Raw genomic sequence first — 13,623 nt, forward strand, 5'->3', positions numbered from 1 at the left:
GAAGCAAAAGGGCCGCGTTGAGCGGCCCTCTTCGATTTGCGTCAGTAGCAGAAATTCGTGGCGTAGTTCGTGCAATAGGCGGGGCCGTAACCGTCGTTGATGCAGCTCCAGTAGCAGCTGTCATACGTGCTGTAGATGCCATACCCGATCAACGGCGCGCCATACCAATACCAGCGCCCATTACGCCAGTAGCGGCGACGGTGATTTCCCCAGCCCCCCGCGCGATACGGATGTTTGCCGCCCGCAAATGGGCGCTTGCCCCCGTAATACGGCTTTCCGAAACCCGGCTGGCCCCCGAAGCCGTACGGCCTGGCGTGCGGCACGCCGGAGAAATTTCGCTGTCCGTGGGGTTTGAAGCCGCCGGGATGGCCACCGAAGGCCCTGCCGGACGGTGCCGCCCTGAACATCGGCGCGGAGCCGCCGTGCGACCGAAATCCACCGCCGAAATGCCCCCCGCGAAAGCCTCCGCCTCCGCCGAAGTGGCCGCGAAAGCCGCCGCCGCCCCCGCCGAAGTTACCGCCGCCGCCTCCACCGCGTCCATGTCCTGCAATCAGGGTGAACGTGCTCACTCCGTTCTTCGAGATCGCTTTTTGTGCGCCGGCGTCGATCATTGCGGCGGAAGCGGTGCCCGCGCATAGACCAATGGCGGCGATCACCGCGATCATAGTTCCTTTCAACGTCATGGCAGTCCCTCTTTTGTGCCCGGAGATGCCTCAATCGGGGCGAAAAAGCGCGCGGCAAACCCGTCTCGCCGCAGCTCAACAAGATAGAGTATAATCGCGGAAAGCAGCGATCATAAAGACATTCTGTCAAAAATTGTAACTTGTGGCGAAGTGTGCCGCGTTCGCAAAAAAAAAGGCCGCCAGTTACGGCGGCCCTTTCTCAAGATTTGCTTTTATCGGCTTCGACAGCGTGTTCTTTTCGACTCGAAAACTCCGACGTCAGTAACAAAAATCGGACGCGTAGGTCGAGCAATAGGCCGGGCCATATCCGGCGGCGAGACAGTTGTTGTAGCAACTGCTGCCATAGCCGTAGACGCCAAGTCCGACCAGCGGCGCGCCATACCAGATCCAGCGGCCGCCCCGCCAATATCCGCCGCGCCGTCCGTAGTTGCGGCTGTAACGCGGACCGGGGCCAGCCCAACGGGGACCGCCACCATAGCGCGGGCCAGCGAACCCCGGGCCGCGCATGGCCGGTCCTCGACCGGGTCCACCGTAGCGCGGGCCAGCGAACCCCGGACCTCGCATGGCTGGTCCTCGACCGGGTCCACCGTAGCGCGGGCCACCGACTCCCGGTCCGCTGAACCGGGGGCCGCCGCCCATTCCGCCGCCTCGAAACGCGGAGCCTCCGCCGAAGCCGGGGCCTCCACCGGGACGTATGCCTGGTCCGCCCCCAAAGCCGCCGCCACCGCCGCGGAAACCGCCGCCGCCCATGCCCGGTCCTCCGCCGAAGCCGCCGCCGCCGCCGCGAAAGCCGCCGCCTCCCATGCCGCCGCCGCCTCCGCGGCCTCCCTCGCCTCTGACGAGGGTTGCGACATCCGCGACGCTGGCCGTGGTCGCCGAGACGCCCGAGCCCGGGGTGGCCGCGAACGCCGGTGCGGCCACGGCTGCCAATCCGAGCAGGACACCTGTGAAAATCGATCCTCTGATACGCATGACAAACCCGCTCCCTTGACTGTGGCCGTATGTTCGACTGTCGGGCGAAACCACGGGACATCCGTCCGTTCCCGATGCCCGCGCCGGAGCTTTTCCGGGCGTCTCGCCGAAAATATCCTTGTTACCGATTGGGTTTCATTAAAGTTACGAGTGCATAAATAAATAACTCATCGTTTAGGCCGAGTATTGCGTGACGAAATATTTTATGAAATAGCGCATAAAATATATAATAGTAAAAAACATCGAGCGCGACGCTATATATTAATCCGGATACTGTGGTTGTATTGTGCAGCTTAATAGAACCGTTATCCGCTAAGCCATAGGATGAAGTGCAGCCTTGACGCTGCGTGTACGTGTAATCCTGTTGAGGATAAGATGAAGAAACTTGTCGTTGCTATCGCCGCCCTTACGGCCGCGACTCTCGCTTCCGGCAGTGCTTCCGCGCTCCCGCTCGCAACCACCGGCGTCGACGCCTCTGCTTCCAGCGCCATCGTGAAAGTTGGCTGCTACAAGAGGCGCGTCGTCACGACCACAAGCTGCTGTACGACCACCACGACCTACGTCAAGGTTGTGAACCCGTGTGGCTGCGGCTGTGGCTGCGGCGGCAACAGCGGCCTGTTCGGCGTCGGCTTCCTCTTCTTCTAGCCGATACAAAAAGGGGAGGCGCGAGCCTCCCTGTCCATTGCCATTGTCCATTGCCACGTAGCCTGCGCGCCGCCGCCATATCTCCTTCGAGACCATGGATCGGCGTGCAATTTTGCCGATCTGGCTTTAAAGCACACCGCCAATCAGGATCGAACGCCATGAGAGCGTCATTTTTGTTTTGCGTCGCCGCGTCGATGTTTCTCGCGGTCGAAGCCCAGTCGCTGCCGAGGTTCGATGCGCCCGCCGCTTCGCCGGTGCAGACGATCCGCGTGTCAGATACCGGACGTTACTCTGGGCGCGGCGACCTGTTCTCGAACTGGTGCGCCTACAACTGCTATCGCGTCAGCCCGTGCGCACAGGGCGGCTGCTACGGCAGATACCATTACAGCCAGTATCCCTACGACGAGGATCTGCCTTTCCGCTATCGTTGGGATTCCGATGCGAGCATTCAGGATAACATCCTTGCTCGGGCCAACCCGGGATATCTGCGGCTGTTTGAGCGTCAGTATTGAGGCCGGCGTCGCGGGTGGCTTCTGCGCCTCATGTGCTGGCGCGCACGTAAAAAGGCCGGGGCTCCAACCCCGGCCTTGCGATGATCTTTCGCCCGACGCTTACTGAGAGGCAAGCGCCTGTTCGAGGTCGGCGATGATGTCCGCCGCATCCTCGATGCCGACGGAGAGACGCACTGTGTCGTCGCCAGCGCCCGCCGACTCGCGCTGCTCCGGCGTGAGCTGCGCATGGGTTGTGGAAGCCGGGTGAATGATGAGGCTGCGCACGTCGCCGATATTGGCGAGAAGCGAGAACAGCTTCACGTTCGAGATGAGATTGACGCCAGCCTCATAGCCGCCCTTCAGACCGAAGGTGAACACGGCACCCGCACCCTTGGGCGTGAGGCGCTGGGCCAGCTCGTGATAGCGGTTGCCCGGCAGGCCCGCATAGTTGACCCACGCGACCTTCGGATGCTTTTCGAGCCACTCGGCGACCTTCACCGCATTTTGCACGTGACGCTCGATGCGAAGCGGCAGCGTTTCGAGCCCGTTCAGGATCAGGAAGGCGTTGAAAGGCGAAATGGCGGGGCCGAGGTCGCGGAGGCTGAGCACGCGCGCCGCGATGGCGAAGGCGAAATTGCCGAAGGTCTCGCCGATATTCAGGCCGTGATAGGACGGATTCGGCTGCGAGATCGCCGGATAGCGCCCGCTCTTCAGCCAATCGAATGTGCCGCTGTCGATGATGGCGCCGCCGATCGAGTTACCCTGACCGCCGAGGAATTTCGTGAGCGAATGCACCACGATGTCCGCGCCATGCTCCTTCGGACGGAACAGGTAGGGCGTCGCGAGCGTGTTGTCCACGATGAGCGGCACGCCGGCTTTCTTGGCCACTGCCGCGATTGCGGGCACATCGAGGACGATGCCGCCGGGATTCGCGATGGATTCGATGAAAATGGCCTTCGTCTTCGGCGTGACGGCGGCTTCAAAGCTCGCCGGGTCGTTGCCGTCGGCCCAGACCACGTTCCAGCCGAATTTCTTGAAGGAGTGGTTGAACTGGTTGATGGAACCGCCATAAAGCTGGCGCGAGGCGATGAACTCGTCGCCCGGCTCAAGCAGCACGTGGAAAATCAGAAACTGCGCGGCGTGGCCCGAAGCGACTGCGAGCGCTGCCGTGCCGCCTTCGAGGGCTGCGACGCGCGCTTCGAGCACGGACTGCGTCGGGTTGTTGATGCGTGTGTAGATGTTGCCGAACGCCTGCAAACCGAACAGCGCGGCGGCATGTTCGGCGTTGTCGAACACATAAGACGCGGTCTGGTAGATCGGGGTAATGCGCGCGCCGGTAGCGGGATCGGGTTGCGCGCCAGCATGGATGGAAAGGGTGGCAAAGCCGGGTGTTGTTTCAGTCATCGATTATCCTCCGTTTGGCAGATTCAACCGCCAATCCCGGATAAAAGCAATCATTTTTCTTCGCAATTAATAAACACGTCAATAAACGCAAAATAATTGCGATAAGGTGGGCTTATGGCGCAATGCACAAAACGCGAGCGAGGGCATGCGAGCGAGCCTTTTGCGGGGGGTATCGCCGCCGAATTCGTGGCTTGAGCTTTGCCGGGCGAGACGTGCCACGAGGTGGCTGGAACGAGGCTCGATATCCGGTCAACCGCGAGGCCGATCCCGCCGCGACTAAGCGCCTTTCTCCTACACGCTTCGGGTCGCCGCGCGAAAGGCGTTCCAGTCCTCGCGCGTGAGTTCCCAGATTTCGGACGCGCAGACTCCGCCTACATAGCTGCGTTGTTCGATGGCGATGAGGCGCGCGCCCTGCTTTTCGGTGACGCGGCGGGAAGCCGTGTTATCCGGGGCCTTCGCGACCCTCAGCGTTTCGCGGCCGAGCGTGTTGAACCAGTAGTCTGTCACCGGCTCGCAGGCTTCGGTCATGATGCCCCGTCCATGCCACGGAAGCCCAAGCCAGAAGCCGCGATTGTCACCGTTCAGATCCCGCAATTCGATGCTGCCGATGTGGTGATCGGGGCCGCCCTTGAGCCAGATCGTCCAGCCCCACAGCTTGCCAGCTTCCATGGCCGGGAGCACGAAGTCTCGATAATAGGAGAGCGCCCCGTCATCTGGATAGGGCCACGGCACGCGATCGCTCAGAAAACGCACGATTTCCCAATGCGGAAAGAGTGCCTGCGTTGCGTCGGCATCTTCCAGCCTGGTCGGACGAAGTATGAGGCGGGGCGTTTCGAAGGTCGGAATCATCGCGACACCCTTGAACGGATCGGTTTCGTCGATACGATCCATCATCTATAAAACGCAATACAGCGAAAGACTATGGCGGCCGCCGATGCCGCTTCGTTTTGAACAGACTTAATAATGCGCTCGCCCGCTCTGCGCCGCCGGGCTATCGCCGCGAGGAACTACAAGGCGGCTCGGTCCAGTGCGCGCGGCGGAATACGCGTCCAGTCCGCGCCGAACGACAGCATCCGCGGAAGCATGTAGGCGGCGTTCATCGCGAGCTTCTGTCCCATCGGGCTGACGAGCAGGCGCGACAAAGCCGTGGCGCGGCGAATCTGCGCGGACAGATCGCGGGCAAGCGCCGCCTGGAACACATCCGCGCCTTCGCCGGAAAGGTAGATGCCCGCCGCGCGATGTGCCGTGTGCAACGCAATCGACATGCCGTCGCCCGAAAACGACGGAATAACGGCCGCCTGATCGCCGATGCGCCAGAGCCAGCCGTTCGACCGGGCGAGGAAGCCATAGGGCAGCCCCGCGATGGCGAGCGGCCTCTCGGTGAGGCACTCCGCGCCGGAAAGCCTGCGTCCCGCGTGCGGCGCCTCGTGCCGAAGCGCGTCGAGCACCGCCTCCCATGAGCCGTAGCGGTCCGCGTAGACGTCCTTGCGCACGATGAGACACAAATTGGCGCGGCCACCCTCGACCGGCTGAAGGCCCGCATAACCACCGCGAAACAGGATCAGCTCGATATGGGCGGATAGCGCGGCCGCTTCCTCGGGCTGAAGCCGCCAGTACGTCTTGAAGGCGAGGCACTCCGGGTGCGCGCCGCGCTCGCGCTTGAAATCCTTGATGTCGTGCTTGCCGCTGGCGAGGAACGCGGCGTTTGCGAACACCTCGCTGCCGCGTTCTGGCAGAAAGGCGAAGCCGTTCATCGTGCCGGTCACGCTTTTGACACGCACCCCGCGCCGGATTTCCGCGCCCGCGCTTGACGCGAGCCGCAGCAGCGCCTCGTCGAGCACGCGCCGGGATAGGCTTCGCGCCTCGAAGGGCAGCGGCGCCGTCACCGGTTCGCCCGTCCCCGCAAGACGCACGTGGCTGAGTGTCAGCGCCCCCAGTTCGTCCACCGGAAGGCCCAGCGACTCCAAATAACCGACGCCCTCGTGACTCAGGAATTCGCCGCAAACCTTGTCGTGGGCGACGGCCTCCTTCTCGAACACGACGACGCTGCGCCCCGCCCGCGCAAGATGAGTGGCAAGGGCAGCACCGGCCGGGCCCCCTCCGATCACCGCAGCATCGTAATTCATGCCGCCGCGCCCTTGACCCGCGTCACGCAGAGCCTGAACGGCGTCCATGCCTCGATGCTCGCCGCGCCGGGCGCGAGCCCCGCTTCGGCGAGCAGCCTTTGCCAGTCCTCGCGCTTGAAGGCGCTTGCAACCGAAACGGGGCCGTCATGGCGCATGAAGCGATGCTGCCGCGTCGCGAAGAACGCAGCCTTGAGAAAATAATAGGGCAGCGGATGGCGCTCCAGATCGTTGATGATCCAGCCGATGCGCGCCGTATCCTCCATCCAGCGAATGAAACGCACGAGTTCCGGTCCCGGCAGATGATGGGTGAACAACGAAGACATGACGATATCGACATCGAAATCGGCGCGAAAGTCGAACAAATTTGCCGTGAGCCATGTGATCGGCCGGCCCGGCGGCGTGGCTTCGGCGGCAGACCGCGCAGCCCTCGGGTTCATGTCTACCCCGATGAAGCGGGCCTCGACGCCGTTTTCTTGCGCCCAGCGATCAACTTTTCGCGACATGTCGCCATAACCGCTGGCGGCGTCTACCACGACGAGCGGTCGGTCTTTCGGCCAGCGGCCATCCCGCTTGAGCCGCCGGAAAAAGGCAAGCGTCGGGCGATAGGCAAGAGACAACTCATTGGCGCGCGTCAGTTGCCGGAGGACCGCTCGATGTTCCTCGTACGGCACCTCCTCATGGTCCATCATTTCCGGCGTCGTGTCCCGCTTCGAGAAATCGGGCATCGAATCTACACCGCCTTGAACAGCATCGTCTCCGCCGTCAGCCCCGGTCCGAACGACATCGCGCATCCTTTGGCGCCCGAGCGCGCGTTCTCAAGCACGGACTTCAGCACGAACAGCACTGTGGCGGATGACATGTTGCCGAAGTCTTTCAGGGTTTGTCGCGATGCCGCCAGCGCGTCGATCGGCAGGCGGAACGCGCCTTCTACCGCGTCGAGAATGGCGCGGCCGCCGGGATGCACGGCCCAAAGCTCGATGTCCTTCGTCGTCCAGCCGTTGAGGATCGCCTCGGCGGCGCGGTTGATCGCCTCGCCGACGGATGCCGGGATGCGCGTCGAGAGCACCATGTCGAAACCGAAATCGCGGATGTGCCACGCCATCTGATCCGCCGCTTCCGGCATCACCGTCGCGTAGAAGCGCTCCATCGACAGGCCCTTCTGTTCGCCGCTGATGAGCGCCGCCGCCGCGCCGTCCGCGAACAGGAGAAAAGGCATCATCTCCTCAAGCTCCTGCGTCTCCTGGAAATGCAGCGTGCATAGCTCGATGCTGACGACAAGCACCTTCGCGGATGGTTCCGAGCGCACGATGTGGTGCGCGAGTTTCAGCGCGTTGATGGCCGCATAGCAGCCCATGAACCCGACGATGGTGCGCTCAACGCCAGGGTTGAGGCCTAGACGGCTGACGAGTTCGAGGTCGACGCCGGGCGCGGAAAAGCCGGTGCAGGATGTCACGATGAGATGGGTGATCTCGTCCTTTGCCGCGCCGAGTTCGAGCTGCGCCACCGCGCGCTCGGCAAGGATGGGCGCTTCGATCTCGTATTGACGCATGCGCTGCCCGGTGCTCGGGAAATTGCCGGGAGCGTAGAAAACCTCGCCGTTGATCGACGCGCCAAGGTGATCTTCGGAGGGCACCACGCACGAAAAGCGCTTTTCGATCTGCCCCATTTGTACAAGTCGGTCAAAAATCGAGCGCTTGCGTGGATCCGTCAGTATCTGCCGCTGAAATTCGATGAAAGCCTTGTGAACCTGATGGGGCGGGACTGCGGTCGCGATCTTGTTGATGTGGGCTACTGACAAGGTAAACCTTCCAGAAATCGGCGTTGACCATAAAAAGACAAAATTTACCCGCTGAGATTGTCCCTCCTATGATGGCCCAACTTCCGGGATGGCAGAATGATCCGCCCGCCGCGCCCCCGTTGGGATGCGCGATCCCGATCAACCCCGACGAGACGGGTCGGCGACCAGAGCGGAAAGCTCGGTTTCGCCGCATGTTCCACGAGGTACAAAAGATGATACATCGGAGACCGCACAAAATATCCTCTCTCTTCGCGTTTTGCGGCGGATTGCTCTGCGTCCTTTTAGCCGTATCGGTCGCGCTCCCGGTGCGCGCCGCCGAAGCGACACAGGACGGTTTTCGCGCATGGATCGCGTCGTTCCGGCAGTCGGCGATCGACGCGGGCGTGAAGCCCGAGGTCTACGACCGCACCACGCGCCCGTTGACGGCGGATTTCAGCCTCCCCGATCTCGACATCGGCAATCGCAAGTCGCAGGGCGAGCAGCCTGAGTTCGTGCGCACGCCCGAGCAGTATGTTTCCGAGAAACAGATGGCGAACCTGCTCGTCAAAGGCCGCGACCTTGCCGCGCGCCACGAGAAGACGCTGGCCGACCTGAAAAGCCGCTACGCCGTCGATCCGTATATCATGCTCGGCCTGTGGGGCCGCGAGACGGCGTTCGGTACGCAGCACGACGGCTATAGCGGCCTTCGCGTGCTCGCCACGCAGGCTTACATCGGGCGGCGCGCGGAGCTGTTCCAGAAGCAATTCATCGACGCGCTGAAGATGGTGCAGATCGGCGCGGTTACGCCGGAGAATTTCAAGACATCGTGGGCAGGGGCGTTCGGCCTCGTGCAGTTCATGCCGACCGATTATCTGAAATACGCGGTCGAACCGGACGGACGGAAGCTCGACATCTGGACCAAGGTGCCGGACGCGCTGACGGCGCTGGCGCGCAACCTGCACGCCATCGGCTGGAACGCGAAGGAGCCGTGGGGCTTTGAGGTGCGCGCGCCGGACGGCGTCGATTGCAGCCTCGGCTATCTCGACGTGAGGAAGCCCGTCGCGGAATGGGAGCGCCTCGGCGTGCGCCCGCTCAAGGGCGAGCGTTTCCCCGACGCGCTGCGCGGGGTTGAGGTGTCGCTGCTCCAGCCCGCGGGCATTTACGGGCCTGCCTTTCTCACTACGCAGAATTTTCAGGTGATCCGCGAATACAACAAGAGCGACCTCTATGCGCTGTATGTCGCTCACCTCGCCGACCGCATTCGGGGGCAGGGGCCGTTTGCAAAGGCGTGGGAGCGGATCCGGCAGGTTCACACTTCCGATGTGGAATTTCTGCAGAAGCGGCTGACGGGCCTCGGCCTCTACGCGGACACTGTGGACGGCAAGGCGGGCGGACGCACGCGCGCGGCCGTGGGCGCGTATCAGAAGCGGGCGGGGATGCCTCTGACGTGCTGGCCGACCGAGGCCATCGTTGCCCATGTCAAGGCGAACGCTGGCAAGGCCACGCTGAACGAACGGCAGTAGCGGGAGATGCGGCGGCACGCGCCGCCGCGGCCGCTCAATTCATGAACCAGCCGTGGCTGACGACGAGCGACTGGCCGGTTAGCGCGTTGGTCGGGAAGGCCGCGAAGAACAGCGCCACCTCGGCCACGTCCTCCATGGTGGTGAATTCCTTGTCCACCGTCTGGCCGAGCATGATGCGCTCGACGACCTCCTTCTCGGAGATGTTGAGGCGCGCGGCCTGCTCGGGGATCTGCTTTTCGACGAGCGGCGTCTTCACGAAGCCCGGACAGATGACGTTGGTGCGCACGCCATGGCCCGCGCCTTCCATCGCAATCACGCGCGCCAGCCCCTGAAGTCCGTGCTTCGCCGTGACATAGGCCGATTTCAGCGCTGACGGCGCCTTCGAGTGCACCGAGCCCATGAAAATGATCGTGCCGGAATTCTGCTTGTACATGTGCGGCAGGCACGCCTTCGAGGTGAGGAACGCGCCGTCGAGGTGGATCGCGAGCATCTTTTTCCAGTCGGCGTAGGGGAAATCCTCCACCGGATGCACGATCTGCACGCCCGCGTTCGACACGAGGATGTCGACCGTGCCGAAGGTCTCGACCGTCTTGGCGACGCCCGCATTCACGGCGTCCTCGCTCGTCACGTCCATTTCGAGCGCAATCGCCTTGTCCGGCCCGCCGAGCGAGCGCGCCGCCTGCTCCGCCGCGTCGAGCCGCACATCCGCGATGGCGACGCGCGCCCCCGCGTCCACGTAGCGTTTCGCGATTGCCAAGCCGATGCCGCCCGCAGCCCCGGTGACGATGGCGATTTTTCCGTCGAGTTCCATGCTGTCCTCCCGCTTTCAAAAGTGAGTTGGATTGGTGCAGTTCAAACACAGAACTCAAGAGAGCGTCGGCGGCTCCGCGCTAAAGCGTCATCGCTTTTGCTAGAATATCTGAGTTTCTATGAGCATGATCTTATCGCAAAACCGGCGTCCACTTTTGCGGATCAAGCTCAATAAAGCGGCAGCGGGAAATAGCGCAGCATCAATTCTTCATAGCGGCCGGATGCCTTGACGCGGGCGAGCGCATAATCCAGCACCTCGCGAAGGCGCGTGTTGCCCTTCTTCACCGCGATGCCGATGCCGTCGCCGAAATAGCGCGCCTCGGTGTAGCCGCCGCCCTTGAACTCGCAGCAGCGGTTCGCGTCCGTGCCTTGAATCCAGAACATGAGCGAAATGCCGTCGCCGAAGAGCAAGTCCACATCGCCCGCTTTCAGCGCGCCCCGCGCGTCGGCGGCGGTGTCGAAGGACATGATCTTCGCGCCGTCGAAGAAGTCTCGCAGGAACGCCTCATGCGCGGAGCCCCTGACGACCGCGACCTTCTCGCCCTTGAGCGCCTCGACCGAAACTTCGCGGAACAGGGCGCCGGTTCTGCCGACGAAGCGCGCGGGCGTCATGTAATAGCGGTTGGTGAAATCCACATCGGCGATCGTCTTGCCATTGATGGCCATGGACGCGATCACGGCGTCCGCTTCGTTCGCCTTGAGCGATGGTACCAGCGTCGACCATTCGGCGGCCGATATGTCGCAGTCGATGGAAAGCTCGCGGCAGATGGCGCGGGCGAGGTCGATGTTGAAGCCGATGAGGCGGCCTTCCTCGTCATAATAGTTGAACGGCGGATAGTCGGCCTCCGTCAGCACGCGGAGCTGCGGCAGCCACGACCAGTCGGGCTTCGGGCCGACCTGGATATCGCGCAGCTTCTGCGCGTTATCGGCCTTGTCGGTCGCTTCGGGATTGCCCTCGGCAGCCAGCACCGTCACCGCAAAAACGACGCAAAAAAACACCGCGAGAAGGCCGAAAGCCCGACGCGACGGCAACAGTCTGGAAGTAATCATCGGCCGCAACCTTCGGTTCGTGGACAGGGCGATGGCGAGACAGTTCTTCTTCATTCAGTAGTATGAGTTTTGCGTAAAGTGAAAAAATGGACCTCGCGCCACACGCCTTCGTCCCGTACGAGTGGAAGCATACCCCTTCCGAAATTGGGCATGCAAGCGGCAGCAGCGGCACCCGGACGAATTCCGATGCCGCCGTCATCGACATCGAGCGCGATTTTCTCGTCGACCTCGGCGCTTCCCCCGACCAAATCCGCAGACTTGAAAACGACGCCGCCCGCGCCCGCGTCAGCCTTGTGCAGGCGGCTGTGGCGCAAGGCGCGATCAGGGCTTCCGATCTGACGGCGCGGCTTTCCCGCTCGCTGGACCTCTCGGAGCCCGCAGCCGGTGAAGCGACGCGTTTGCCCGAAGCGCCCGACGAGGCATGGCGGCTTTTCGATACCCCCGTTCGCCTTTCGGCCAGGGCAGGCCGAATGATCGCCGTCAACGGTGAGACGTACTCGCCGACCGCGCTTGCGGCTCTCGCCCAGCGCCTTGGGGCGAAGCGCGAGCGCGTCATGCTGATGACGCGTCAGGGCTTGATCGATGCGGTCACGCGCTCGCATGGCAGCGCCATGGTCGAAACGGCCGTACGCGGGCTTCTCATGGCGCGGCCAGACTGGAGCGCGAAGGCGGGCCTCGCCGCGTGGCAGCTCTATTTCGCGACGGTGGCGGTGGGGCTTGTGCTCGGCGCAGTCGCGTTCGCGCCCGCCGAAACGCTGACGCTCGCCTCGGCGATGCTGTCGATCTTCTTCCTGCTCACCATCGCGCTCAGGGCCGCCGCCGCGGTCAACATCGCCCTGCCGCGCCCGAAGGCCAAGGAGGCGCGCCTTCTCGGCGATGCCGAACTCCCCCGTTACACGGTGCTCGTGCCGCTCTACCGGGAAACGGCGATCCTGCCGCATCTGGCGCATGCCCTCGCGAGCATCGACTACCCCGCCGCCAAGCTCGACATCAAGATTGTGCTCGAAGCGTCGGACCGCGACACCATCGAAGCCGCCCAGAAGCTGGCCTTTCCTGGCAATGTCGATCTCGTCGTCGTTCCCGACCGCGAGCCGCGCACGAAGCCGAAGGCCCTGAACTACGCGCTGCATTTCGCGTCCGGCGAATTTGTCGTGATTTATGATGCGGAGGACCGCCCCGAGCCGGACCAGCTTCGCAAGGCGGCGACCGTCTTCGCGCAAGCGCCCGCCGATCTTGTCTGCCTGCAGGCGCGCCTCGACTATTACAACGCGCGGGAAAACTGGCTGTCGCGCCAGTTCACCATCGAATATGCGACCCTTTTCCGGGGACTTCTGCCGCTGCTCGCGCGCTTCCGCCTGCCGCTGCCGCTCGGCGGCACGTCGAACCACTTCCGCGCGGCTGCGCTTCGCGAGATCGGCGCGTGGGATCCGTACAACGTGACCGAGGATGCGGATCTCGGCATGCGGCTCGCGCGGGCGGGCTATCGCACGGGCACGCTCGAATCCACCACGTGGGAGGAGGCCTGCTGCCGTCCGATGCCGTGGCTCAAGCAGCGCACGCGCTGGCTCAAGGGCTGGATGCAGACCTTCGGCGTGCACATGCGTCGGCCGCGCGAAGCGATGTCCGAGCTTGGTGTCGCGGGGTTTCTCTCGTTCCATGCCTATTTCGCGGGGATCATCGTTTCGGCGCTGGCGCATCCCGTGTTTTACATCCTGATGCTTTACGAGGTGCTTCAGGGAAGGCTGTTTGCCGGGGAAGGTGCGATGGAAAACCTGCTGCTCTGGATCGCCGCAGTGAACTTCGTCGGCGGCTATGCGGCGAACATCGCGCTCTCGGCGTTCGCCGTTGCAGGCACGCGGCACAGACATCTCATGCTGCATGTCATGTTCATACCTGTCTACTGGCTGTTCGTGTCGGCGGCGGCCTATCGCGCCCTGTGGCAGCTTTTCCACGCGCCGTTCCATTGGGAGAAAACCGAGCATGGCGTGAGCCGTCTCGCCCGACCGTTCCCGGCGTAAGACAAAAGAGCGTGCGCAAACGCCGCCGAGAGCATGTGCGGGCTTCCCTAATCGTTACGAATCAGTTAATCTGAACAAAGGGTTGAGTATCGGAGGACGATTTCGCAAACGACGCGGGCCGCAC

The 13,623-nt window shown here is 63.2% G+C and carries 13 protein-coding genes; 4 read left to right on the forward strand and 9 right to left on the reverse strand.

Annotated features, from left to right (window positions below; translation table 11 throughout):
* Nucleotides 1-41: 41 nt before the first annotated feature.
* Both RVAN_RS20630 and RVAN_RS20710 read right to left on the reverse strand, forming a co-directional pair.
* On the reverse strand, nucleotides 42-683 hold the full coding sequence (locus tag RVAN_RS20630; RefSeq protein WP_013417855.1) for a hypothetical protein: 642 nt from the start codon (nucleotides 681-683) through the stop codon (nucleotides 42-44).
* A 258-nt stretch (nucleotides 684-941) separates the two neighbouring features.
* A complete protein-coding gene (locus RVAN_RS20710) occupies nucleotides 942-1,655 on the reverse strand; it encodes a hypothetical protein (protein ID WP_013417856.1) in 714 nt (237 codons plus the stop codon).
* Between the two features lie 375 nt (nucleotides 1,656-2,030).
* Here RVAN_RS20710 and RVAN_RS00800 point away from each other — a divergent pair, with 375 nt between their 5' ends.
* Together RVAN_RS00800 and RVAN_RS00805 are read left to right on the forward strand one after the other, a co-directional pair.
* Complete coding sequence (locus tag RVAN_RS00800) at nucleotides 2,031-2,300, forward strand: hypothetical protein (protein WP_013417857.1); 270 nt, start codon at nucleotides 2,031-2,033, stop codon at nucleotides 2,298-2,300.
* 158 nt (nucleotides 2,301-2,458) lie between these two features.
* Nucleotides 2,459-2,812 carry a hypothetical protein gene (locus RVAN_RS00805; RefSeq protein WP_013417858.1) on the forward strand — a complete coding sequence of 118 codons (354 nt, stop codon included), beginning with the start codon at nucleotides 2,459-2,461 and terminating at the stop codon, nucleotides 2,810-2,812.
* Nucleotides 2,813-2,911: 99 nt separating this feature from the next.
* Here RVAN_RS00805 and RVAN_RS00810 read toward each other — a convergent pair whose 3' ends face one another.
* From RVAN_RS00810 to RVAN_RS00830, 5 genes are all read right to left on the reverse strand, one after another.
* Nucleotides 2,912-4,195, reverse strand: a complete 1,284-nt coding sequence (locus RVAN_RS00810) for an O-acetylhomoserine aminocarboxypropyltransferase (RefSeq protein ID WP_013417859.1) — start codon at nucleotides 4,193-4,195, stop codon at nucleotides 2,912-2,914.
* 291 nt (nucleotides 4,196-4,486) lie between these two features.
* Nucleotides 4,487-5,089: a GNAT family N-acetyltransferase gene (locus tag RVAN_RS00815; RefSeq protein ID WP_013417860.1), complete on the reverse strand. Its 603-nt coding sequence runs from the start codon at nucleotides 5,087-5,089 to the stop codon at nucleotides 4,487-4,489.
* 113 nt (nucleotides 5,090-5,202) lie between these two features.
* Nucleotides 5,203-6,369 (reverse strand): NAD(P)/FAD-dependent oxidoreductase, encoded by a 1,167-nt coding sequence (locus RVAN_RS00820; protein ID WP_013417861.1) that lies wholly within the window; start codon nucleotides 6,367-6,369, stop codon nucleotides 5,203-5,205.
* A complete protein-coding gene (locus RVAN_RS00825) occupies nucleotides 6,318-7,046 on the reverse strand; it encodes a methyltransferase domain-containing protein (RefSeq protein WP_013417862.1) in 729 nt (242 codons plus the stop codon). The genes RVAN_RS00820 and RVAN_RS00825 overlap by 52 nt, the downstream gene beginning before the upstream one ends.
* Nucleotides 7,047-7,051: 5 nt before the next feature.
* Nucleotides 7,052-8,119, reverse strand: coding sequence for a type III polyketide synthase (locus RVAN_RS00830; protein WP_013417863.1), 1,068 nt, complete (start codon nucleotides 8,117-8,119; stop codon nucleotides 7,052-7,054).
* Nucleotides 8,120-8,331: 212 nt separating this feature from the next.
* Between RVAN_RS00830 and RVAN_RS00835 the strand changes: the two genes are divergently transcribed.
* Complete coding sequence (locus RVAN_RS00835) at nucleotides 8,332-9,621, forward strand: lytic murein transglycosylase (protein ID WP_013417864.1); 1,290 nt, start codon at nucleotides 8,332-8,334, stop codon at nucleotides 9,619-9,621.
* Nucleotides 9,622-9,655: 34 nt separating this feature from the next.
* Here the strand turns inward: RVAN_RS00835 and RVAN_RS00840 are convergent, their stop codons facing one another.
* On the reverse strand, nucleotides 9,656-10,432 hold the full coding sequence (locus RVAN_RS00840; RefSeq protein WP_013417865.1) for a 3-hydroxybutyrate dehydrogenase: 777 nt from the start codon (nucleotides 10,430-10,432) through the stop codon (nucleotides 9,656-9,658).
* A gap of 167 nt (nucleotides 10,433-10,599) precedes the next feature.
* Nucleotides 10,600-11,481 carry a transporter substrate-binding domain-containing protein gene (locus RVAN_RS00845; RefSeq protein ID WP_013417866.1) on the reverse strand — a complete coding sequence of 294 codons (882 nt, stop codon included), beginning with the start codon at nucleotides 11,479-11,481 and terminating at the stop codon, nucleotides 10,600-10,602.
* Nucleotides 11,482-11,567: 86 nt separating this feature from the next.
* Between RVAN_RS00845 and RVAN_RS00850 the strand changes: the two genes are divergently transcribed.
* A complete protein-coding gene (locus RVAN_RS00850; protein ID WP_013417867.1) occupies nucleotides 11,568-13,499 on the forward strand; it encodes a glycosyltransferase in 1,932 nt (643 codons plus the stop codon).
* The last annotated feature ends 124 nt before the right edge of the window (nucleotides 13,500-13,623 follow it).

The sequence above is a fragment of the Rhodomicrobium vannielii ATCC 17100 genome, from assembly GCF_000166055.1.
GTDB classification, from domain to species: domain Bacteria; phylum Pseudomonadota; class Alphaproteobacteria; order Rhizobiales; family Rhodomicrobiaceae; genus Rhodomicrobium; species Rhodomicrobium vannielii.